19 protein-coding genes and 1 pseudogene are annotated in these 22,473 nt (G+C 71.8%); 10 read left to right on the forward strand and 10 right to left on the reverse strand.

Annotated elements, in window-relative coordinates:
• A pseudogene (locus tag AB0E77_RS28885) lies at positions 1 to 145 on the reverse strand (nitronate monooxygenase); the annotation flags it as partial.
• A gap of 26 nt (positions 146 to 171) precedes the next feature.
• Positions 172 to 402, reverse strand: coding sequence for a hypothetical protein (locus AB0E77_RS28890; protein WP_161167239.1), 231 nt, complete (start codon positions 400 to 402; stop codon positions 172 to 174).
• A 451-nt stretch (positions 403 to 853) separates the two neighbouring features.
• Here AB0E77_RS28890 and AB0E77_RS28895 point away from each other — a divergent pair, with 451 nt between their 5' ends.
• The 6 genes from AB0E77_RS28895 (at position 854) to AB0E77_RS28920 (ending at position 7,853) form a co-directional block, all read left to right on the forward strand.
• Positions 854 to 2,977, forward strand: a complete 2,124-nt coding sequence (locus AB0E77_RS28895; protein ID WP_361576165.1) for a DNA topoisomerase IV subunit B — start codon at positions 854 to 856, stop codon at positions 2,975 to 2,977.
• A 301-nt stretch (positions 2,978 to 3,278) separates the two neighbouring features.
• A complete protein-coding gene (locus tag AB0E77_RS28900) occupies positions 3,279 to 3,803 on the forward strand; it encodes a DUF1453 domain-containing protein (RefSeq protein ID WP_361576168.1) in 525 nt (174 codons plus the stop codon).
• Entirely contained in the window at positions 3,800 to 4,951 is a 1,152-nt protein-coding gene (locus AB0E77_RS28905; RefSeq protein ID WP_361576171.1) for a histidine kinase, read from the forward strand. Before AB0E77_RS28900 ends, AB0E77_RS28905 begins: the two co-directional genes overlap by 4 nt.
• Positions 4,948 to 5,631, forward strand: a complete 684-nt coding sequence (locus AB0E77_RS28910) for a response regulator transcription factor (protein WP_361576174.1) — start codon at positions 4,948 to 4,950, stop codon at positions 5,629 to 5,631. Before AB0E77_RS28905 ends, AB0E77_RS28910 begins: the two co-directional genes overlap by 4 nt.
• Positions 5,632 to 5,700: 69 nt before the next feature.
• Complete coding sequence (locus AB0E77_RS28915; protein WP_361576177.1) at positions 5,701 to 6,261, forward strand: DUF485 domain-containing protein; 561 nt, start codon at positions 5,701 to 5,703, stop codon at positions 6,259 to 6,261.
• Complete coding sequence (locus tag AB0E77_RS28920; RefSeq protein ID WP_361576180.1) at positions 6,261 to 7,853, forward strand: cation acetate symporter; 1,593 nt, start codon at positions 6,261 to 6,263, stop codon at positions 7,851 to 7,853. The genes AB0E77_RS28915 and AB0E77_RS28920 overlap by 1 nt, the downstream gene beginning before the upstream one ends.
• Positions 7,854 to 7,924: 71 nt before the next feature.
• On the opposite strand, the gene AB0E77_RS28925 is transcribed toward AB0E77_RS28920, so the two are convergent.
• From AB0E77_RS28925 to AB0E77_RS28940, 4 genes are all read right to left on the reverse strand, one after another.
• Complete coding sequence (locus AB0E77_RS28925; protein ID WP_361576183.1) at positions 7,925 to 8,605, reverse strand: response regulator; 681 nt, start codon at positions 8,603 to 8,605, stop codon at positions 7,925 to 7,927.
• Positions 8,602 to 10,287: a sensor histidine kinase gene (locus AB0E77_RS28930; RefSeq protein ID WP_361576186.1), complete on the reverse strand. Its 1,686-nt coding sequence runs from the start codon at positions 10,285 to 10,287 to the stop codon at positions 8,602 to 8,604. The genes AB0E77_RS28925 and AB0E77_RS28930 overlap by 4 nt, the downstream gene beginning before the upstream one ends.
• 162 nt (positions 10,288 to 10,449) lie before the next feature.
• The gene (locus tag AB0E77_RS28935; protein ID WP_361576189.1) at positions 10,450 to 11,391 is read right to left on the reverse strand and encodes a sucrase ferredoxin; all 942 of its coding nucleotides are present in this window, start codon (positions 11,389 to 11,391) and stop codon (positions 10,450 to 10,452) included.
• Between the two features lie 54 nt (positions 11,392 to 11,445).
• Positions 11,446 to 12,726 (reverse strand): citrate synthase, encoded by a 1,281-nt coding sequence (locus AB0E77_RS28940; protein ID WP_361576192.1) that lies wholly within the window; start codon positions 12,724 to 12,726, stop codon positions 11,446 to 11,448.
• A 112-nt stretch (positions 12,727 to 12,838) separates the two neighbouring features.
• Between AB0E77_RS28940 and AB0E77_RS28945 the strand changes: the two genes are divergently transcribed.
• Positions 12,839 to 13,981: a citrate synthase/methylcitrate synthase gene (locus AB0E77_RS28945; protein ID WP_361576195.1), complete on the forward strand. Its 1,143-nt coding sequence runs from the start codon at positions 12,839 to 12,841 to the stop codon at positions 13,979 to 13,981.
• 101 nt (positions 13,982 to 14,082) lie between these two features.
• Here AB0E77_RS28945 and AB0E77_RS28950 read toward each other — a convergent pair whose 3' ends face one another.
• From AB0E77_RS28950 to AB0E77_RS28960, 3 genes are all read right to left on the reverse strand, one after another.
• On the reverse strand, positions 14,083 to 14,319 hold the full coding sequence (locus AB0E77_RS28950; RefSeq protein ID WP_029393384.1) for a hypothetical protein: 237 nt from the start codon (positions 14,317 to 14,319) through the stop codon (positions 14,083 to 14,085).
• A 121-nt stretch (positions 14,320 to 14,440) separates the two neighbouring features.
• Positions 14,441 to 14,659, reverse strand: coding sequence for a hypothetical protein (locus tag AB0E77_RS28955; RefSeq protein ID WP_361576198.1), 219 nt, complete (start codon positions 14,657 to 14,659; stop codon positions 14,441 to 14,443).
• Between the two features lie 164 nt (positions 14,660 to 14,823).
• Positions 14,824 to 15,351: a DUF6082 family protein gene (locus tag AB0E77_RS28960; RefSeq protein WP_361576201.1), complete on the reverse strand. Its 528-nt coding sequence runs from the start codon at positions 15,349 to 15,351 to the stop codon at positions 14,824 to 14,826.
• 319 nt (positions 15,352 to 15,670) lie between these two features.
• Between AB0E77_RS28960 and AB0E77_RS28965 the strand changes: the two genes are divergently transcribed.
• The gene (locus AB0E77_RS28965; RefSeq protein WP_361576204.1) at positions 15,671 to 16,771 is read left to right on the forward strand and encodes a GTP-binding protein; all 1,101 of its coding nucleotides are present in this window, start codon (positions 15,671 to 15,673) and stop codon (positions 16,769 to 16,771) included.
• On the opposite strand, the gene AB0E77_RS28970 is transcribed toward AB0E77_RS28965, so the two are convergent.
• Positions 16,768 to 19,224 carry a DNA topoisomerase IV subunit A gene (locus AB0E77_RS28970; RefSeq protein ID WP_361576207.1) on the reverse strand — a complete coding sequence of 819 codons (2,457 nt, stop codon included), beginning with the start codon at positions 19,222 to 19,224 and terminating at the stop codon, positions 16,768 to 16,770. The two genes, AB0E77_RS28965 and AB0E77_RS28970, sit on opposite strands and share 4 nt — an antisense overlap.
• Positions 19,225 to 19,521: 297 nt before the next feature.
• Between AB0E77_RS28970 and AB0E77_RS28975 the strand changes: the two genes are divergently transcribed.
• On the forward strand, positions 19,522 to 20,916 hold the full coding sequence (locus AB0E77_RS28975; RefSeq protein WP_361576210.1) for a pitrilysin family protein: 1,395 nt from the start codon (positions 19,522 to 19,524) through the stop codon (positions 20,914 to 20,916).
• Positions 20,913 to 22,301 (forward strand): pitrilysin family protein, encoded by a 1,389-nt coding sequence (locus AB0E77_RS28980; protein WP_361576213.1) that lies wholly within the window; start codon positions 20,913 to 20,915, stop codon positions 22,299 to 22,301. Before AB0E77_RS28975 ends, AB0E77_RS28980 begins: the two co-directional genes overlap by 4 nt.
• Positions 22,302 to 22,473 lie beyond the last annotated feature (172 nt).

The following is a 22,473-nucleotide window of genomic DNA, read 5'->3' on the forward strand; positions in this document are numbered from 1 at the left end:
CCTTTTCCCCGTAGTGGGTGAACGTCACCATGGACGCGTAGTAATTCTTCGCCTGCGTGTAGCAGTCCGGGTGGGTGCCCTGGTGTCCGCCGGCCTCGACGCCCTGGGCGATCACCGCGTCGGCGCCGGACCGCTCGATGCGCCGGTTCGCTCGTCGTCGGGCGCGCAGCGTCAGCGGTCTTCCTCGGGGGAAGACGCGGGAACGGCCGTCAGCCGCTCCGTCTCGTCCTGTATCTCAGCGGCGATCTTCTTGAGTTCCGGCTCGAACTTGCGACCGTGGTGGGCGCAGAAGAGCAGTTCTCCGCCGCTCAGCAGGACGACGCGCAGGTATGCCTGGGCGCCGCAGCGGTCGCAGCGATCAGCGGCCGTCAGCGGGCTCGCGGAAGTCAGAACAGTAGTCACGTCGCCTCTTCTCTAGCTCGACGAGCTGTCGTACCAGGGTCAACATCCAACCAGCCCCAAAACGTTCCCGCTCGTGGCTTTTCCTCGAAAAAATTTCTTCCGAGTGGCCGGCTGTTGCCGGTTGGCGGCGAATGTGCCGTATTGCGTGTCTCTGTGTCGTACGGGTTCGCGCAGTCGGTCGGTGGATCGGTCCTCGGTCCCGCCGGCTGGGTTGCCGGTTTGTTCATGAGGACGTGCCCGGAGCCTAAATGGTTCATGCCTCGAAGGGAACGTGATGTGTACTTCACTCCATCGAGGGATCGAACAAGTATACGACTGTGGACTAGGCTGAGATTTCCGCGAGGGTGGCGTTACACCGGCTCTACCAGGCCTCTGTACCCTCTGACCGGTGAACCGAGCCGCGCCCTTACCCAGCGGGGCCCCATCTGAAATTCAGCGAGGAGCGAACCGCGTGACCGCCGAGACGTCCGTGCCGTCCACTGCGCTGCTGGCAGGAGCAGACCGGGACGGGTCCAACTACACCGCGCGGCACCTGCTCGTCCTCGAGGGGCTCGAGGCAGTGCGCAAGCGTCCGGGCATGTACATCGGATCGACCGACAGCCGTGGCCTGATGCACTGCCTCTGGGAGATCATCGACAACTCCGTCGACGAGGCCCTCGGGGGTTACTGCGACCACATCGAGGTGATCCTCCACGACGACGCGTCGGTGGAGGTCCGGGACAACGGCCGGGGCATCCCGGTCGACGTCGAGCCCAAGACCGGCCTGTCCGGCGTCGAGGTCGTCATGACCAAGCTGCACGCCGGCGGCAAGTTCGGCGGCGGCTCGTACGCCGCCTCGGGCGGTCTGCACGGCGTCGGCGCGTCCGTGGTCAACGCCCTGTCCGCCCGACTCGACATCGAGGTGGACCGCGGCGGGAACACCCACGCCATCAGCTTCCGGCGCGGAGTCCCGGGCGCGTTCGCGGGCGCAGGTCCCGACGCCAAGTTCGAGGCCGGGAGCGGACTGCGCAAGGCCAAGAAGATCCCCAAGAACCGCACCGGTACGCGCGTGCGGTACTGGGCCGACCGGCAGATCTTCCTGAAGGACGCCAAGCTCTCCCTGGAGACGCTGCACCAGCGTGCCCGCCAGACCGCGTTCCTGGTGCCCGGACTGACCATCGTCGTCCGGGACGAGTTCGGGCTCGGCGACGGCGGCAGCAAGGGCGAGGAGTCCTTCCGCTTCGACGGCGGCATCAGCGAGTTCTGCGAGTTCCTGGCCAGCGACCGGCCCGTCTGCGACGTCCTCCGCTTCAGCGGGCAGGGCAGCTTCAAGGAGACCGTCCCGGTCCTCGACGAGTACGGGCAGATGACGCCCACCGAGGTCACCCGCGAACTCGGCGTCGACGTCGCCATGCGGTGGGGCACCGGATACGACACCACGGTGAAGTCGTTCGTCAACATCATCGCCACGCCCAAGGGCGGCACCCACGTCGCCGGCTTCGAGCAGGCGGTCGCCAAGACGATGAACGAGGCGCTGCGGGCGAAGAAGCTGCTGCGTGTGGCCGAGGACGACATCGTCAAGGACGACGCCCTGGAGGGCCTCACGGCCGTCGTCACGGTCCGTCTCGCCGAGCCCCAGTTCGAGGGGCAGACCAAGGAGGTCCTCGGCACCTCGGCGGCCCGGCGCATCGTGAACAACGTGATCAGCAAGGAACTCAAGGCGTTCCTGACCTCGACCAAGCGTGACGCCGCCCAGCAGGCCCGTGTGGTCATGGAGAAGGCCGTCGCCGCGGCCCGTACCCGCATCGCCGCCCGCCAGCACAAGGACGCCCAGCGCCGCAAGACGGCCCTGGAGTCCTCCTCGCTGCCCGCGAAGCTCGCCGACTGCCGCAGCGACGACGTCGACCGCAGCGAGCTGTTCATCGTCGAGGGCGACTCCGCGCTGGGCACGGCCAAGCTCGCCCGGAACTCCGAGTTCCAGGCCCTGCTGCCGATCCGCGGCAAGATCCTCAACGTCCAGAAGTCGTCCGTGACGGACATGCTGAAGAATGCCGAGTGCGGCGCGATCATCCAGGTCATAGGAGCCGGGTCGGGCCGTACCTTCGACATCGACACGGCCCGTTACGGCAAGATCATCATGATGACCGACGCCGATGTGGACGGCTCCCACATCCGGACGCTGCTCCTGACTCTGTTCCACCGCTACATGCGGCCCATGGTCGAGGCCGGCCGGGTCTTCGCCGCGGTGCCGCCGCTGCACCGGATCGAGCTCACGCAGCCGAAGAAGGGCCAGGACAAGTACGTCTACACGTACTCGGACCGCGAGCTGCGCGACAAGCTCATGGAGTTCCAGACCAAGGGCATCCGGTACAAGGACTCCATCCAGCGGTACAAGGGCCTCGGCGAGATGGACGCAGACCAGCTGGCCGAGACCACCATGGACCCGCGCCGCCGTACGCTGCGCCGGATCAACCTCACCGATCTGGAATCCGCGGAGCAGGTCTTCGACCTGCTGATGGGCAACGACGTCGCTCCCCGCAAGGAGTTCATCTCCAACTCGGCGGCGACGCTGGACCGGTCGCGCATCGACGCCTAGCCGTGATTCCCGGCCCGGCCCGGGCCCCGTCTCCTGGTTCACCGGACGGGGCCCGGGCCGGGCTGCGGGCTGTTCGGTGGGCGGGGCGTCGTCACGGGTGCCGTCGCAGGGGGCTCCCGGCAGGGTCCCCGGCGGGGCTGTCCACGAGACTCTCCACCCGTGGGTGGAGTCCCCTGCCCGTCGAGGCTCCACCCATGATCCACCCGGGCGCCGATCCTCTGACCTCGTGGTGTGCGTAGCGTCGAAGGCGTCGGCGGTGTCCGCCGCCGGCACCGACCTTCTTCCGTTCAGGGAGGCTGTGATGTCCGGGCTCCTCGACGCGCTCACGATCGTGGCTGTGGCCGGACTGGTCGTCGCCCGCCAGTTCCGCGCGCACCGCATCGACACGGACAGGCGTTGGTGGCTCGCGCCCGCGGTCCTGGGTGTCATCGCCCTGCGGGAGCCGGGCCTGACCGACACCCACCACCCTCTGGTGTCGGTGCTGCTGCTCGCCGCGGAGCTGCTGATCGGTGTGGGCACCGGAGTCGGATGGGCGTGGGCCACCCGCATATGGGTGTCGGCGGACGGTGCCGTGTGGAGCAGAGGCAGCCGGGCGAGCATCGCCGTGTGGACCGCCGGCATCGCGCTGCGTGCGGCCCTCTTCGCGGCCGCCGCGGCCCTGGGGGTGCGTCAGGACACCTCCGCCGTGCTCCTGGCCCTCGCGGCGACACTCCTCGCCCGCTCCGGGACCCTCGCCTGGCGCACCCGGACATCGGGTTCGAAGGCGGTGGCCGGCGCCACGTACGGAGACCTCGTGCCCCGCCTCGCCCGGAAGGAGCCCGCGTGACGGAGGACGTCTGGACCCGGTGGCCCTCCAAGGAGGCACTCGGGCGCGCCGGGATCTCCGGTCGCAGACGCCTGCTGACCTGGGCCGTCCGCCTGCTGGTGTTCGGCATGCTGCTGTGGGGCACGTTCACGCGCAGCCCGGTGCGGGGGTGGGGAGCGGTAGCGGCGGTGGCCGGAGCGCTGGTGACCGTCTGCGCGGCCTGGGCCTTCGGTCGGACCACCCTCGAGCACCGGCTGTGGCCGTCCCTGGCGCTCGTGACGGCGATGCTGGGCGTGGCGGCCGTCTCCCAGGCCGCCGATCTGCGGATCCCCGCCCTCGTCATCTGGTGCGGCTGCGCCGTCTCCGCGCTGGAACGGCTGCCTCTCGCGGCGGCTCTCCCCGCGACCACGGTCGCCCTGGCCTCCTATGCCGCCTTCAACGACGACGAGTGGCTGTCCACAGCGGCCACGATGGCCGGACTGGCGCTCGCCGGATACGTGCTGAGGCTGGACGCGGAGGCACGGGGGAACGCGCAGCGGCTGCTCGCGCAGGAGCGGGCGGCACGGGCGGCCGAGGCGGAGTCGGCGGCCCTCGCCGAACGGGCCCGTATCGCGCGGGAGATCCACGACGTGCTGGCGCACAGCCTCTCGGCGCAGCTGGTCCACCTGGAGGCGGCCCGACTGCTGATCGAACGAGGCGCGGACCGGGAGGAGATCCTCGAACGAGTGGTGGCAGCACGGGGAATGGCCCGCGACGGACTCGCGGAGACCCGGCAGGCGCTGTCCGCCCTGCGCGGGGACCTGACCCCGCTGGAGGACTTCCTTGCCCAGCTCGTCAGCACGGCGGACGGCGCCGAGGTCACCGTCACAGGTGAGCGCAGACCGCTGCCGGCCGAGGCGTCGCAAGCGGTGCGCAGGGTCGCCCAGGAGGCCCTGACCAACGCCCGGAAGCACGCTCCCGGGGCCACGGTCCGGGTGCGGCTGGAATACAGCGCCCGTGAAGTGACGCTGGACGTCCGGGACTCGGGAGGCGCGCCGGGCGAACCGACCGGCGCCGGAGGTGGGTACGGTCTTCTGGGCATGCGGGAGCGTGCCGAGTTGCTGGGCGGCTCGCTGCGGGCAGGCCCGGGCGAGGAGGGGTTCGTGGTGACGTTGAAGGTGCCCGTATGACGGAGGAGGCACGGGACCCGTCGGCGCGGGTGGTGGTCGTGGACGACCAGACGGTCGTGCGGGAGGGCATCGTCATGCTCCTCGGGCTGCTGCCCGGCGTCGAGGTCGTCGGTGCCGCGGGGGACGGCGAGGAGGCGGTGCGGCTGGTCGCCGAACTCGCACCGGACGTGGTGCTGATGGACCTGCGGATGCCCCGCTGCGACGGAGTCGAGGCGACCCGGAGGATCCGGGCCGAACACCCCGGTACCCAGGTCGTCGTCCTCACCACCTTCGCGGACGACGAGTCGCTCTTCCCCGCTCTGAAGGCGGGAGCGCGCGGATACCTCACCAAGGACGCGGGCGGGGACGAGATCGTCCGGGCGGTGCACAGCGTGCTGTCCGGGGACGCGGGTCTCTCGCCGGCCGTTCAACGACGCCTGCTGGAGCGCCTGTCGGAGGCGGAACCCCGGCAGGCTCCCGCGGCGCAGGCGCCGGACGGGCTGACCGCCCGGGAGACCGAGGTTCTGGTCCTCATCGCCGAGGGGTTCAGCAACCAGGAGATCGCACGGAGACTGCATGTCTCCACGGCGACGGTGAAGACCCACATCAACAACCTGTTCGCCAAGACGGGCATCAAGGACCGCGCCCAGGCGGTGCGTTACGCGTACGGCAAGGGGATCGTGCGGCCACCAGCGGGATGAGTCACCTGATGGGGTGAAATGGGTGGGGAAGAAGAGTCAGGGATCTTCCCGTTCTGTCCATCCTTGGGCATGCAGTCAAGCAACGATCGCCCCCGCGACGGAGGGGACGGCCCCGACGTCGCGGTCGACCACCGCGAGGGCCGGGACCAGGCCTGTGCCGAGGCGTCCGCGAGCCCGAGGTACGACGACCCCTGGTACGACGCCCTCGCCTCCGGTTGGGGCGAGTCGGCGGGCGGGGCGGCTCCCGTGGCGGCGGTGCCCCCGATGCGTTCGGAAGCGGCGGGGCAGGCTCCTCGCGACGCGGCCGAGGTGTACCTGGAGGTGCAGCGCAGCGCGGCATTCCAGGAGGTCCGCAGCCGGTACCGGAGGTTCGTGGTGCCCGGGGCCGCCGCCTTCTTCGTCTGGTACGTCGCCTACGTGGTGACCGCCACGGCGGCGCCCGGGCTGATGGCCCGTCCGGTGGCAGGGGCGGTGAACGTGGCGATGCTGGCGGGACTCGGACAGTTCCTCACCACCTTCCTGCTCACCTGGGCCTACGCCCGGCATGCTCGACTGCGCAGGGACCGCGCCGCACTCGAACTGCGCTGGGACACCCAGGAACTGACCCGTGGCATCCGGGGCGGCGCCTGATGACGGGGGACCACCAGACACTGGCCCTGTTGCTGTTCAGCACCTTCGTCGCGGTCACCTTGGGGATCACGACATGGGTGAGCCGTCACCGGCACGGATCGGCGGAGGAGTTCTACGCGGGGGGTCGTCTGTTCTCCCCGATGGAGAACGGTTTTGCCATCGCGGGCGACTACATGTCGGCCGCGTCGTTCCTGGGCATCTCCGGCCTCATCGCGCTGTACGGCTACGACGGCATGCTGTACTCGGTGGGCTTCCTGGTCGCCTGGCTCGTCGTGCTGTTCCTGGTCGCCGAACTCGTCCGCAACTGCGGCAGGTTCACGCTGGCGGACGTCGTGGCCGCGCGCATGAGGGAGCGGCCGGTGCGCATCGCGGCGGGTACCTCCTCGGTCACCGTGTCCGTGCTGTACCTGGTGGCGCAGATGGTGGGCGCGGGCAGCCTGGTCGCGCTGCTGCTCGGGGGCACCGGCGACGCGGCGCGGACCTGGACAGTCATCGGCGTCGGCGCACTGATGGTGATCTATGTGTCGCTGGGCGGGATGCGGGCCACCACCTGGATCCAGATCGTCAAGGCGGTCCTGCTGCTCGGCGGCACCGTGGCGCTGACCGCGCTCGTCCTGGTGCGCTTCCACGGCGACATCGACCGGCTGCTGCGCACGGCGGCCGGACGCAGCGGTCACGGCGAGGCGTTCCTGGCCCCGGGACTGGCGTACGGCGGGGACTGGACCTCCCGGCTCGACTTCATCAGCCTCGGACTCGCCCTGGTCCTGGGCACGGCCGGGCTGCCGCACATCCTGTCCCGCTTCTACACGGTGCCCACCGCCCGCGCGGCGCGGCGGTCGGTGGTCTGGTCGATCGGCCTCATCGGCGGCTTCTACCTGATGACGATCGTGCTCGGCTTCGGTGCCGCCGCCGTCGTCGGGCCGGACGCGGTACGGGCGTCGAACGCGGCGGGCAACACCGCGGTGCCGCTGCTGGCGCTCGACCTCGGCGGCGGCGCGGACTCCACCGGGGGCACGGTCCTGTTCGCGGTCGTGGCGGCCGTCGCCTTCGCCACCATCCTCGCGGTGGTCGCCGGAATCACCCTCGCCTCCTCGGCCTCCGTGGCGCACGATCTGTACGCGTCCCTGCGGCGGCGTGGCACCGAGCCGCGCAGCGAGGTCACCGTGGCACGAATCGCCGCCGTCGGTATCGGTGCCGTCGCGATCGCGCTCGGCCTGCTCGCCCGCGACCTCAACGTCGCCTTCCTCGTGGGGCTCGCCTTCGCCGTCGCCGCGTCCGCCAACCTGCCGGTGCTGCTCTACGCACTGTTCTGGCGCCGCTTCACCACCCGCGGCGCCGTGTGGGCGGTCTACGGCGGCCTGGTCCCGGCCGTGGCGCTGGTGCTGCTGTCGCCGGTGGTGTCGGGCAGCCCGCAGTCGCTGTTCCCGGGCGCCGACTTCCAGTACTTCCCGCTGCAGAACCCCGGCCTCGTCTCGGTCCCGCTGGGCTTCCTCGCGGGCTGGCTCGGCACGGTCACCTCGACGGAGATCCCCGACGAGGCCAGGCACGCCGAGACGGAGGTGCGGTCGCTGACGGGGGCCGGGGCCGTGTAGGCGCAAGGCGGCCGGTCTGGGGAAGGCCGCCGATCGGGGAAGTGGGCCACAGCGCAGACGGGCCGGGCGGCTCAGGCGCGCGTGGCCCACTCGTAGCGGTGTTCCGGGCGGCCCGCGTCGCCGTACTTGAGGGTCAGCCGGGCCCGTCCCGTGCGTTCCAGTAGCTTCAGATAGCGCTGGGCGGTCTGGCGGCTCACGCCCGTCCGGTCGGCGATCTCCTGGGCGGACAGCGGCCCGTCGGCGTTGACCAGGCACTGGCGCACCAGCTCGGCCGTGGTGGGGGAGTGCCCCTTGGGCAGCCCCGGCTCCGACGGTGCCGACAGGGCGCCGAAGATGCGGTCCACCTCCGCCTGCTCGGCCTCGCCTCCGCCGTCGAGGGTGCGGCGCAGTTCGGCGTAGGCCGCCAGCTTGGCGCGCAGGCCCGCGAAGGCGAAGGGCTTGACGAGGTACTGCAGTGCGCCCTGGCGCATCGCCGCCTGGACGGTCGACACGTCCCGCGCCGCCGTCACCATGATCACGTCGGTCTGGTGACCGCGTCGCCGCATCTCCTGGACGACCTCCAGGCCGGTCCGGTCGGGCAGGTAGTGGTCCAGCAGGATCAGGTCCAGGCGGGGCAGGGTCTCCACCCGGTGCAGCGCCTCGGCCGCGCTGTGCGCCTCGCCGGCCACATGGAAGCCGGGCACCTTCTCGACGTAGGCGGCGTTGACCTGCGCGACCCGCGTGTCGTCGTCCACGACCAGGACCTCGATCATCGGGACTCCTCCTCGGCGACGGTGTTCACGGGGGCGGCGTTCACGGGTCCGGTGAGAGCGGGCTCCGGTTCCGCCCCGGTCAGGGCCTCGGGCAGGACGACGACGAACTCCGCGCCTCCGCCGTGCGCCGCGCGGACGGTGGCACCGCCCCCCTGCCGCTCCGCGAGCCGGCGCACCAGCGAGAGCCCGATGCCGCGCCGGCGATGCGCGGGCGGTTCCTTGGTGGACCAGCCCTCCGTGAACACCAGGTCCCGGTGTTCCGGGGGCACCCCCGGCCCCGTGTCGCGCACCGTGAGCGTCACCGCACGGCCCTCCGCGCGCAACTCGACCTCCACGCGTGCGTGCCGTGTGCCCGCCACGGCGTCCAGCGCGTTGTCGACCAGGTTGCCGACGACCGTGACGAGCCCCCTCGGGTCGACCAGGCGGTCCGGCAGCCGGGTCCGGTCCGACACCCACAGGGCGACCTGACGCTCGGCCGCGACGGTCGCCTTGCCGACCAGCAGGGCGGCGAGCAGCGGGTCCTGGATGCGTTCGGTGATCTGCTCCGCGGTGGCCCGGTGGTCGCCGACCACCTCGCCGACGAACTCCACGGCGTCGTCGTACATCTCCAGTTCGAGCAGCCCCAGCAGCGTGTGCATGCGGTTGGCGTGCTCGTGGTCCTGTGCGCGCAGGGCGTCGATCAGACCGCGCGTCGAGTCCAGCTCCCGGCCGAGCTGCTCCAGCTCGGTGCGGTCGCGCAGGGTGGCGACGGCGCCGCCGTCGCCGGTGGGCATCCGGTTGGCGACCAGGACCCGCTGGCCGCGCACGGTCAGCAGGTCGGTGCCGGTCACCCGTCCGGCCAGGACGTCGGCGGTGCGGCCCGCGCCGAGTGCCTCGTCGGGGGAGCGGCCGACGGCCTCCGGCCCGATGCCCAGCAGGCGCTGCGCCTCGTCGTTCAGGAGCCGGACCCGGCCGCCGCGGTCCAGGGCGACGACGCCCTCCCGGATGCCGTGCAGCATGGCCTCGCGCTCCGCGAGCAGCCCCGCGATGTCCGAGAAGGCCAGGTCACGCGTCTGCCGCTGGACCCGGCGCGCGATGAGCCAGGCCGCCAGCGCGCCGACGGCCAGGGCGCCCCCTGCGTAGGCGAGCAGCCCGGGGATGGCGTGGATCAGCCGGGCCCGGACGCTGTCGTACGCGATGCCGACCGAGACCGCCCCGACGATGTCGCCGTCGCTGTCGCGCAGGGGGACCTTGCCGCGTGCCGAACGGCCCAGGGTGCCGTCGTCGATCTCCATGACCTCACGCCCGGCCAGGGCCTGGCCGGGGTCGGTGGAGACGACCGAGCCGATCCGCGTCGGGTCGGTGTGCGACCAGCGCACTCCCTGCCGGTCCATCACGACGACGTACTCCGCCTTGGTCGCCTCGCGGATCCGCTCCGTCTCCCGCTGCACGGGGCCGCCCGCGGTCGGCGGGGTGCCGCGCAGGTCCCGCACGATCTGCGGCTGCTGCGCGGTGGTCTGCGCGATGGCGAGGGCCCGGCGCATCGCCTGGTCGTCCAGCTGGTCACCGAGCGGTGCCAGGAAGAGCCCGGTCGCGAGCACGGCGACTCCCGCGGCGATCGCCAGCTGCATCAGCAGCACCTGGGAGAACATCCGCCGCGGCAGACCGAGGCGCAGGCGGCGAGCGGGGGGAGTGGAGCTCATACCCATGACGGTACGTGGGGGCCGCGGCGTGCCGTGGCGGGGTGTGGTGCGGATCTCGTGCAGGGGGCCTCGCGAGGTTCCCCACGCGCGCGGGCGCACGACCTGGTGGTCCGGGGCTCCGGGCCCCGCCTCAGCCCGCCGTCACCGATCCCGGGATCCGCCTCAGCTCGCCAGCGCCGTCACCGTCAGTTCACGGACCGCCGTGACCTCCATCCGGGCGGGCGAGCCCAGCACCGAGGCCCCGCAGCTCTCCGGGCGGGCCGGCAGGGACGCGCCCTGGGCGACGGTGACCCGCCAGTGCCGCCCGTCGGCGTGGGCGACGGTCACCTCCCACTGCGGGGCGCGGCCGTCGGTGCGCACGACGGTGAGCACCTGTGCGGCGTGCTCGCCCAGCGCCGAGCGCAGGGCCAGTTCGGCCGCCTGGCCGGGCCGGTCCCACGCGGAGTTCCCGCGGCAGTTGTCCACCACGATCCGGCCGTCCCGGACGCCGTGCAGGATGTCCCGGACGTCGTCGGCCCGGACCCTGCCGTACGCGTATCCGTGGGGCAGGACGAGCATCGTCGGCGAGAAGCGGTGCCCGCCGAGGTGGGTGACCTCCCAGACGCCCTCGAAGCCGGAGGCGGCGAGCTCGGCGGCCAGCGGACGGCCCAGGAGGGCGCAGCAGCGGTCGCGCTTGCCGTTGGTGCAGACGAGGACGAGCGGATCGCCGGTGTGGGGGCGGCCCGCGAGCGTCGTGTCGAAGGAGCCGCGGTCGCCCCTGCCGAGCGCGGCGAAGTCGAGGTCGAGCAGCCGGCGGGGGTCCGTGAGAACGGTGCCCTGCACCCACGCGTTGCCCGGCGTGGTGTGAGCTGCGTACACACGGCGGTCCGCGGAGGTGTGGCGGTCCGCGTGACGTCCGGGACGGCGGATGAGCGCGATGCGCACGCCGGTCCCCTTCACGGCCGCCTCCAGGGCGCGGCCCAGCGCGGGGTCCAGGTGGCTCGACGTCAGCGCCTTCGCACCCCAGGGGCCGGGCTGCTCGAGCAGCAGCCAGGTCCTCGCGACCGGTGCTGTCCCGGAAACGGGCTCGTCGAGGCCCCGGGAGACGGTTGAGCACGTACTCACAGAGGTGAGCCTAACCTGAGTTGGGCCGCGGTGACTTCCAGCCCCGCTCGCGGGCTACTCCGGCAGGGGCTGCGGCGGCCTCGGACCCGAGTACAGACCGCTGGGCCGCATGCGCAGCGGGCGTTCCCCGTACTCCTCCAGAGCGTGTGCGATCCAGCCCGCCGTGCGGGCCACCGCGAAGACGGTCTCGCTGGCGGTGGCGGGCATGCCGGACGCGGCGGTGAACACGGCGAGGGCCAGGTCGACGTTGGCGTGCAGGGGGGTGTGGCGGGCGGTGGTGGCCACCACGTCGCGGGCCGCGGCGAGGGCGGGCGCGGCCCCGGGAACGTCCTCCAGAAGCGTGAACAGCGCACGCGCGCGTGGGTCCTCGCCGGGGTAGAGCCGGTGGCCGAGGCCCGGAATCCGGCGGCCGGCCCGCAGTTCCTCGGCGATCACCGGTGCCGCGCTGCCCTGGTCGAGCACCTCCAGCAGCATCCGGTGGGCGAGGCCGCCGGCCGCGCCGTGCAACGGGCCCTCGATCACGCCGAGCCCGGCGGACACGGCCGCGTAAGCGTGCGCCCGGGCCGACGCGGCGATCCGCACGGCGAGCGTGGAGGCGGCGAGGTCGTGGTCGACGAGCAGGGAGAGCGCGGTGTCGAGGACGTGCAGCGACGCCTCGTCGGCCGGACGCCCGCTCAGCCGGGTCCACAGCCGGTGGGCGAGCGGGCCCCGGTCGGCGCGTTCGCCCAGCACGGGCGGCAGGGCGGCGACCAGCGTGGGGATGAGGACGCGGGCGGTGCCCAGCACGGCGTCCTCGGACAGGTCGAAGCGCAGCGGGTCCGCGGCGGCGGCGGCGATGGCCGCGACGCGCAGCCGGTCGGCGGGGCCGGCGTGCTCGGGCAGGGCGTCGACGGCCCGACGGGCGACCGCCACCGATTCCTCGGGCGCGGTGAAGGAGACGCCGGGGCGCAGCCGCCCGGTCCACAGCCACTCGGCGACCTCCTCGTAGCTGTGGCGCGAGGCGAGCTCCACCGCGTCGACGCCCCGGTAGTAGTACCGGTCCTGCTCGATGAGTGTGATCCGGGTGCGGACGGTCAGTTCCTGACCGGAGGCCTGGGCGGGGGTACCGGCACCGGCGGCGGAACCGCTGTCGCGCCGGCTGCGGCGGGCGAGGGCCCGCACCTCCTGGACGTCGAAGGTGCTGCCCCGGCCGCCGGGTGAGCGGCGGCTGCTGAGCAGGCCGCGGCTGACGTACGCGTACACCGTCTCGGGCTTCACGCCCAGCAGCTCGGCGGCCTCCCGGGTGGTCAGGCGCTGCTCGGTGGCGGCGGGCCGGCCGGGTTCTTGATCGCGCATGGGGGTCACCGTATCGATCCTCTGGTCCGGTTCCTGCAGAACATTGATTCAATCAACGTTGACAGACGGATAGTCAACTATAGACAGTTGTATTGACTTGAAGGAGGAGAACATGTCTGTCAACGTGCCGCGGGGACTCGCGGGAGTCGTGGTCACCGACACCGAGGTCGGTGACGTCAGAGGGCTCGAGGGCTTCTACCACTACCGGCAGTACTCGGCCGTCGAACTGGCGCGGACGCGTACCTTCGAGGACGTCTGGCACCTCCTGGTCGACGGCGAACTGCCGGACGCGCGGCGCGGTGCCGCCTTCGCCGCGGAGACAACGGCGCTGCGGCGGCTGCCCGACGAGGTGAGGGCCGTGCTGCCCGCCGTCGCGGCGGCCGGCGGACGCTCCGGCCCGCTGGCCGGGATGCGCACGGCGCTGTCCCTGTTGGGCGCGGCCGAGGGATTCCGGCCGGTGTACGACCTGGACGCGGGCAGGCGCCGCCAGGACACCCTCGTGGCCGCCGCGGCCGTACCGACGCTCCTCACCGCGCTGCACCGTCTCGGGCGGGGACTCGAACCGGTGGAGCCGCGCGAGGACCTGCCCTACGCGGCGAACTACCTGTACATGCTGACCGGCACGGAGCCGGACGAGCGGAGCACGCGGGCGGTCGAGCAGTACCTCATCTCCACCATTGACCACGGCTTCAACGCGTCAACGTTCACCGCACGGGTCATCGCCTCGACGGGCGCGGACGTGGCGGCCTGCCTCGCCGGAGCGGTGGCGGCGCTGTCCGGGCCGCTGCACGGCGGGGCGCCGAGCCGGGCGCTGGACACCCTGGACGCGATCGGCACGCCCGACCGCATCGACCCCTGGATCCGTGAACGGGTGCTCGCCGGCGAGCGCATCATGGGCTTCGGACACGCGGTCTACCGCACGGAGGACCCCCGCTCCCGGCTGCTCCGGGAGGTGGCGCAGGAATTCGGCGGCCCCCGCGTGGAGTTCGCGGTCGAGGTGGAGCGCCAGGTGGAGGCGATCCTCGCGGAGCTGAAGCCCGGGCGGGAACTGCACACGAACGTCGAGTTCTACGCGGGCGTGGTCATGGAGCTGTGCGGTCTGCCGCGCGAGATGTTCACGCCGACGTTCGCGGCGGCCCGGGTCGTGGGCTGGAGCGCGAACATCCTGGAACAGGCCGGGGACTCGAAGATCATCCGTCCGGCGGCCCGGTACGTGGGCCCGCAGGCACCGGTCGGGGTGCCCGCGGTGGCCTGAGAGACGTGAGGGCCTGGTGCCGTTCCGGCGCCGGGCCAGGTCGGGGAGCGACGAGCGAGGACGGGGGTGCCGCGCTGCCCGGGGAGACGTGGGCCACGACGTCAGGCGTCGGGGATGTCCGCCTTGGCGCGGATCAGCGTTTCCCGGCTGACGACGACGATGCGTTCGTAGTCGGCGCGAGCGGCGTCGGCGGGCAGCTCCCGCTCCAGCGCCTCGGTGGCCTCGGTTCCGATGACGGCGAAGTTGCCGTCGCTCAACTCGAACACGTCGGGGCAGTTGGCGCCTGAGGCACTGCCGCGCGCACTGGGAGGTACACCGATGCGGCGCACGATTTTCAAGGGGTACCGGTCCTTACAGATGAGGGGGTACAGGGGCGGGCAGCACGTTACTGGCGTTCAACGAGTGCCGTGTGTTCTTCTCCTCGGGACTTGCTCGTGTCGGCCTCCGAATGGTGGGCGCTCAGGCCCCGGAAGACGGTGCGGACGGCTGGGTCGTGGTCTGCTGCGGGGTGGTGGGCGGGGCGTCCGCCGACGGAGCCGGGTCGATCCCGGACAGCAGGCACAGCGCACCCAGGACGGCGACGCCGACCGTCATGCCCATGCCTATCCCTTCGCGTCGGTACACCAGCCAGCCGGCGGTCGCGGCCACGGCGAGGAACACGATCGCTTGCAGGGTCATGTGACAACCTCCAGTCACCTGGGCCCGCCCGGCACGAGGGTGGGCCGTCAGCAGGGCGCTGACGCCAGCGCTCTGGGTGACCGCACATTAGTGGTGTCGGTGAGGACGTGGGTGACCGGAAAGCCGAAAATTCGCTGACTCACCCGCGAGGGGCGGCCCGTCGCTCACTCACTCCCCGGCGGATGCCCCACCACCCACCACTCGTCGGTGTCGGCATCCTCGAGGTCGTGGATCAGGTCGTCGACCAACCGCCCGAGCCGCGCTTCGTCGGACGACTGCTTCAGCGTGGCGCGCTGCCGCTGCGAGGCGTCCCAGTACTCCCGCATCAGGGGGTTCTGGAAGATCTCTCGCGCGTGCTTGTAGAACTCCTCCTGGTCGATCAGTCCTGCGCGGTAGAGGTGGAAGAGATTCACGTACCAGGCGTTGGCGTAGAAGAACTGGCGTCGCCTCGCCGCCGGGATGTTCTCGTCGTAGGTGTCGATGACCTCGGCCAGTGAGGGGTCGTCGATCGCCCTGACCAGCAACTCCCAGTGGATACGCTGCTGATGGGCCAGCGACTGGCGCCGGATCGACCGCTCCCTCAGTTCCAGTTGCCGGGCGTACAGGCGCGCCAGCGCCGTCCCTGCCGTGACGAGCAGCATGCTCGCTGCCGCGGAGCCGAACCTCCCCCTGACCTTCTTCTGTGTGGTCATGTCAACCCCCGAATCAGGCGACCGCCCACCGGTCGTCGCGTGCGGGTGGGCTGACGGGGACCGGCGAGCGATGAGCAGCGCTTGCCGCCTCCAGGGTGCCGAGCGGCTCTGATCGGCGGGGAGGCGGAGAGGAGGCGCGCGGAGACGGGCGAGGGTCGCACAGTCCGGCGCCATGTCCAACGTCTGCCCCGCACGGGGTGCTAACAATCGTTCACTCCGGACCTACCTCACCTGCTCGTATCCTGAACAGGCAGTTCCGTTCCGCGGGCACTCCTGCCGCGGGCCGGTGTACGCCCAGGTGTGAGAGAGAGGACGTGTGGTGGGGCAGCGCCCGACTTCCCGGCAGATCCCGGTCGTCGTACTCGCCGGATTCCTCGGCTCCGGAAAGACCACCCTGCTCAACCACCTCCTGCACCGCAGCGGAGGCAGTCGCATCGGAGCCCTCGTCAACGACTTCGGCTCCATCGAGATCGACGCCATGGCCGTGGCCGGCGCCCTCGGCGACTCCACCGTCTCGCTCGGCAACGGCTGTCTGTGCTGTGCCGTCGACGCCGGTGAACTCGACGGATACCTGGAGCGGCTGGCCCGGCCCGACGCCGGCATCGACGTCATCGTGATCGAGGCCAGCGGCCTCGCCGAGCCGCAGGAACTGGTGCGCATGCTGCTCGCCAGCGAACAGCGGGAGATCGTGTACGGCGGCCTCGTCGAGGTCGTCGACGCGGCCGAGTTCGACGCCACGCGCGCGAAGCACCCCGAGATCGACCGCCACCTGGCGCTGGCCGACCTCGTCGTGGTCAACAAGACCGACCGGGCGCCGGACGCCGAACGCGTCCTCGCCCTCGTCCGTTCCCTCGTCGACGGCGCGGCCGTGCTCCCCGCGGCCCACGGGCGCATCGACCCCGAGTTCCTCTTCGACTGCCGGCCCAGCGAGGAGCGCATCGGGCAGCTGTCCTTCGACGACCTGCACGACCACGGCCCGGGCGACGCCGATCCCGGCCATCTGCACACCGCCTACGACAGCGTGTCCTTCGTCTCCGACGTGCCCCTCGACCCGCGCCGGCTGATGCGGTTCCTGGACAGCAGGCCCGAGGGGCTGTACCGGATCAAGGGCTACGTGGACTTCGGGCCGCACGACAGGCGCAACCGGTACGCCGTCCACGCCGTCGGACGCTTCCTGCGTTTCTACCCGCAGCCCTGGGCGTCCGCCGGCCCGCGCCTCACCCAGCTCGTCCTGATCGGCGCCGGCATCGATGCCTCCGCGCTCGGCAGGGAACTCGACGCGTGCCGCAGCGACGCCCCCCACGCCGACGAACACGGCATGTGGGGCGTCCTGCGCTACGTACCGGACCCGGAGGACGGCACCCCGGAGGACGGCGACCCGGCGGAGCCGGGCGGCGAGGAGCCGCCGCTCACCTCCTAGGCGGGGCCCGCCACCACCGCCACCGTCTTCGGCAACGACACGCCCGAGCCGTCGCGGCGCGGGTCGATCTCCGGAAGCTGGGCCGGTGTGCCGTTCTTCTGCGAGGCACGCGCCGGGGTCGGGCCCGCCCAGGCCAGGGCCAGACAGTCCTCGCCCTTCAGGAACCGCTGGCAGCGCACGCCACCCGTGGCCCGGCCCTTGCGCGGATACTGGTCGAAGGGGGTCAGCTTGGCCGTGGTCTGGACGGAGTCGTCCAGCGTGCCCCGCGACCCCGCGACCGTGAAGACGACCGCGTCCGCCGCCGGGTCCACCGCCGTGAACGAGATGACCTTCGCGCCCTCGGCGAGCTTGATGCCCGCCACACCGCCCGCCGGCCGGCCCTGGGGACGGACCTGCGAGGCCTGGTAGCGCAGCAGCTGTGCGTCGTCCGTGATGAAGACCAGGTCCTCCTCGCCGGTGCGCAGCTCGGCCGCGCCGACGATCCGGTCGCCGTCCTTCAGTGTGATGACCTCCAACTCGTCCTTGTTGGACGGGTAGTCGGGCACCACACGCTTGACGACGCCCTGCAGGGTGCCGAGCGCCAGGCCCGGCGAGGACTCGTCCAGCGTGGTCAGGCAGACGACCGTCTCGTCGTCCTCCAGGGACACGAACTCGGCGAGGGGCGCGCCGCCCGACAGGTTCGGCGTCGGCAGCGGGTCCGGGAGCTGGGGGAGGTCGACCACGTTCACCCGCAGCAGCCGCCCGCCGGAGGTCACCACGCCGATCTCGCCGCGGGCCGTGGCGGGCACCGCCGACACGATCAGGTCGTGCTTGACGCGCTTGGCACCGGCCTCCGTGACGAGCGGCTCGTCGTCCGCCGTGCGGGCCAGCAGGCCCGTCGAGGACAGCAGCACCCGGCACGGGTCGTCCGCCACCTGGAGCGACACGGCGGCCACCGGGGTGCCGGCCGACTCCAGCAGGAGCGTACGCCGGTCGGTGCCGAACTTCTTGGCCACCGCCGCCAGTTCGCCCGAGACCAGCTTGCGCAGCTCCGCATCCGACTCGAGGATCCGGGTCAGCTCCTCGATCTCCGCGTTCAGCCGGTCCTTCTCCGCCTCGAGCTCGATGCGGTCGTACTTGGTCAGCCGACGCAGCGGCGTGTCCAGGATGTACTGGGTCTGGACGTCGCTCAGCGAGAATCGGTCGATCAGGCGCTGCTTGGCCTGCGCAGAGTTCTCGCTGGAGCGGATGAGGCGGATGACCTCGTCGATGTCGACCAGGGCGGTGAGCAGGCCCTCGACCAGGTGGAGCCGGTCGCGCCGCTTGCCGCGGCGGAACTCGCTGCGGCGCCGCACCACGTTGAACCGGTGGTCGAGGTAGACCTCCAGCAGCTCCTTGAGCCCGAGCGTGAGGGGCTGGCCGTCGACCAGGGCGACGTTGTTGATGCCGAAGGACTCCTCCATCGGCGTCAGCTTGTAGAGCTGCTCCAGCACCGCCTCCGGCACGAAGCCGTTCTTGATCTCGATGACCAGGCGCAGTCCGTGCTCGCGGTCGGTGAGGTCCTTGACGTCCGCGATGCCCTGGAGCTTCTTGGAGCCGACCAGGTCCTTGATCTTCGCGATCACCTTCTCGGGGCCGACCGCGAAGGGCAGCTCGGTGACGACCAGGCCCTTGCGGCGGGCCGTCACGGTCTCCACGGACACCGTCGCGCGGATCTTGAACGTGCCGCGGCCCGTCTCGTACGCGTCCCGGATGCCGGAGAGGCCGACGATCCGGCCGCCGGTGGGCAGGTCGGGGCCCGGCACGTGCTTCATCAGGGCTTCGAGGTCGGCGTTCGGATACCGGATCAGATGCCGGGCGGCCGCGATGACCTCGCGCAGGTTGTGCGGCGGCATGTTCGTGGCCATGCCGACCGCGATGCCGGAGGCGCCGTTGACCAGCAGGTTCGGGAAGGCGGCGGGCAGGGCCACCGGCTCCTGCTCCTGGCCGTCGTAGTTGGGGCCGAAGTCGACGGTGTCCTCGTCGATGGACTCCGTCATCAGACCGGCTGCCTCGGCCATCCGGCACTCGGTGTACCGCATGGCGGCCGGCGGGTCGTCGTTGCCCAGCGAGCCGAAGTTGCCGTGGCCGTCGACCAGCGGCACGCGCATGGAGAAGGGCTGCGCCATGCGCACCAGCGCGTCGTAGATCGACGCGTCGCCGTGCGGGTGCAGCTTGCCCATGACCTCGCCGACGACACGGGCGCACTTCACATAGCCGCGCTCGGGCCGCAGGCCCATCTCGCTCATCTGGTACACGATGCGGCGGTGCACCGGCTTGAGGCCGTCGCGGGCGTCCGGGAGCGCACGGGAGTAGATGACCGAGTACGCGTACTCGAGGAAGGAGCCCTGCATCTCGTCGACGACGTCGATGTCGAGGATCTTCTCCTCGTACGAGTCGTCGGGCGGCGGGGTCTTCGTACTACGGCGGGCCATCGCTGCCGGCTCCTTGCTGAAGCGTGAACGGTGATCTGACGCGGTCCATTGTGGACCGCGGCACTGACAGCGACCGACCAGGACCCGTCACGGGCTGCCCGGCCCGGCGCTGCCCGCAGGGTACGCCCTCGCTCCGCGGCCTCGTCCCCGGCGGCCCGCCGAACCGTTCTCGCTCTCGGCGTACGCGGCCCGGGAACTCCACCGGTGGCCCGCACGCTTGCATACAGTGGCAGGACCGGCGGAATTCCGCAGTTCCGCCGACGGCTCCACCGAAATTCTGCGAGCGAAGGGACGTACATGCCCATGGGTCACACGGCCACAGCCCAGGCAGGCTCCGGCGGCCTGACAGCGACCGAGCACCGCCTGGCCAACGGCCTGCGCGTGGTGCTCTCCGAGGACCACCTGACCCCGGTCGCGGCGGTGTGCCTCTGGTACGACGTCGGCTCGCGCCACGAAGTCAAGGGGCGTACCGGCCTGGCTCACCTTTTCGAGCACCTGATGTTCCAGGGCTCCGCCCAGGTCAAGGGCAACGGGCACTTCGAGCTGGTGCAGGGAGCCGGCGGCTCGCTCAACGGCACCACCAGCTTCGAGCGCACCAACTACTTCGAGACGATGCCCGCCCACCAGCTGGAGCTCGCCCTCTGGCTGGAGGCCGACCGCATGGGCTCCCTGCTCACCGCCCTCGACGACGAGTCCATGGAGAACCAGCGGGACGTCGTCAAGAACGAGCGCCGCCAGCGCTACGACAACGTGCCCTACGGCACCGCCTTCGAGAGGCTCACCGCCCTCGCGTACCCGGAGGGCCACCCCTACCACCACACGCCGATCGGCTCGATGGCGGACCTGGACGCGGCGACGCTGGAGGACGCGCGCGCGTTCTTCCGCACCTACTACGCGCCGAACAACGCGGTGCTGTCCGTCGTCGGCGACATCGACCCCGAGCAGACGCTCGCCTGGATCGAGAAGTACTTCGGCTCCATCCCCTCGCACGACGGCAAGCAGCCCCCGCGGGACGGTTCGCTGCCCGACGTCATGGGCGAGGAGCTGCGCGAGGTCGTCGAGGAGGAGGTCCCGGCCCGCGCCCTGATGGCGGCCTACCGCCTTCCGGAGGACGGCACGCGCGCGTGCGACGCGGCCGACCTGGCCCTCACCGTCCTGGGCGGCGGCGAGTCGTCCCGCCTGTACAACCGGCTCGTACGGCGCGACCGCACGGCCGTGGCCGCAAGCTTCGGCGTCCTGCGGCTGGCCGGGGCGCCCTCCCTGGGCTGGCTGGACGTGAAGACCTCCGGTGACGTCGAGGTGCCCGTCATCGAGTCCGCCATCGACGAGGAGCTCGCCCGGTTCGCCGAGGAGGGCCCCACGGCCGAGGAGATGGAGCGCGCCCAGGCCCAGTTGGAGCGCGAGTGGCTGGACCGGCTCGGCACGGTCGCCGGCCGCGCCGACGAACTGTGCCGGTACGCCGTCCTGTTCGGCGACCCGCAGCTCGCCCTCACCGCCGTGCAGCGGGTGCTCGAGGTGACGGCCGAGGAGGTCCAGGAGGTCGCCAAGGCCCGCCTGCGCCCCGACAACCGCGCGGTCCTCGTCTACGAGCCCACCGCCCCGGCCGACGACGCCGACTCCGACACGACCACCGTCACCGTCTCGGTGACCGACGCCGGCTCCACCGACGAGAACGAGGAGGCGGCCAAGTGACCGAGCTCGCCACCATGGAATTCCACCCCCGGCCGCAGGCCGGCGAGCCCAAGCCGTGGGCGTTCCCGGCCCCCGAGCGGGGCAGCCTCGACAACGGCCTCACCGTGCTGCGCTGCCACCGCCCGGGCCAGCAGGTCGTCGCCGTCGAGGTGTCGCTGAACGCCCCGCTGGAAGCCGAGCCCGCCGGTCTGGACGGCGTGGCCACCATCATGGCGCGCGCGTTCTCCGAGGGCACCGACAAGCACTCCGCGGAGGAGTTCGCCGCCGAGCTGGAGCGCTGCGGCGCCACCCTCGACGCGCACGCGGACCACCCCGGTGTCCGGCTCAGCCTGGAGGTGCCCGTCTCGCGCCTGGCCAAGGCCCTCGGTCTGGTCGCCGACGCGCTCCGGGCGCCCGCGTTCGCGGACAGCGAGGTCGAGCGGCTGGTGCGCAACCGGCTCGACGAGATCCCGCACGAGCTGGCCAACCCCTCGCGCCGCGCCGCCAAGGAGCTCTCCAAGGAGCTGTTCCCGGCCGACTCGCGGATGTCCCGTCCGCGCCAGGGCACCGAGGAGACGGTAGCGGCCATCGACGCGGCGGCCGTCCGCGCCTTCTACGAGAAGCACGTCCGCCCCGCCACGGCCACCGCCGTGGTCGTCGGCGACCTCACCGGCGTCGACCTCGACGCGCTGCTCGGCGAGACCCTCGGCGCGTGGACCGGCTCCGCCGCCGAGCCGCGCCCCGTGCCGCCGGTGACCGCCGACGACACCGGACGGGTCGTCATCGTGGACCGTCCCGGCGCCGTCCAGACGCAGCTGCTGATCGGCCGCACCGGACCCGACCGGCACGACCGCGTCTGGCCCGCGCAGGTGCTCGGCACGTACTGCCTCGGCGGCACCCTCACCTCGCGCCTGGACCGCGTCCTGCGCGAGGAGAAGGGATACACCTACGGTGTCCGGTCGTTCGGTCAGGTGATGCGGTCCGCGCCCGACGGTACGGGCGCCTCGCTGCTGGCCATCAGCGGCTCGGTCGACACGCCCAACACCGGCCCGGCGCTGCAGGACCTGTGGACGGTGCTGCGCACGCTCGCCGAGGGCGGGCTCACCGACGCCGAGCGCGATGTCGCCGTGCAGAACCTGGTGGGCGTGGCGCCGCTGAAGTACGAGACGGCGGCGGCCGTCGCCGCCACGCTGGCCGACCAGGTCGAGCAGCACCTGCCCGACGACTACCAGGCCACGCTGTACCGCCAACTCGCCGCCACCGGCACCGTGGAGGCGACCGCGGCCGTCGTCAGCGCCTTCCCGGCGGACCGTCTGGTGACGGTCCTCGTCGGTGACGCGGCGCAGATCAAGGAGCCCGTCGAAGCCCTCGGCATCGGCGAAGTCACCGTCGTGGCCGCCGAGTAGTGGCACGCGCGCGCACGGCCCTGGTGACCGGAACGTCACCAGGGCCGTGTCATGTCCGAATTGGGGGAGAGGCTGCCCGTCTGCCCTGTGGCGTGCGCTACAAAAACCCTGTTGCGTTTGAGGATTGAAGACAGCCGCGTTTAGCGTCGTCCGGGCTGTTCGTCAGGCAGTG

Source organism: Streptomyces sp. NPDC032940, assembly GCF_040636935.1.
In the GTDB taxonomy this organism is placed as follows: domain Bacteria; phylum Actinomycetota; class Actinomycetes; order Streptomycetales; family Streptomycetaceae; genus Streptomyces.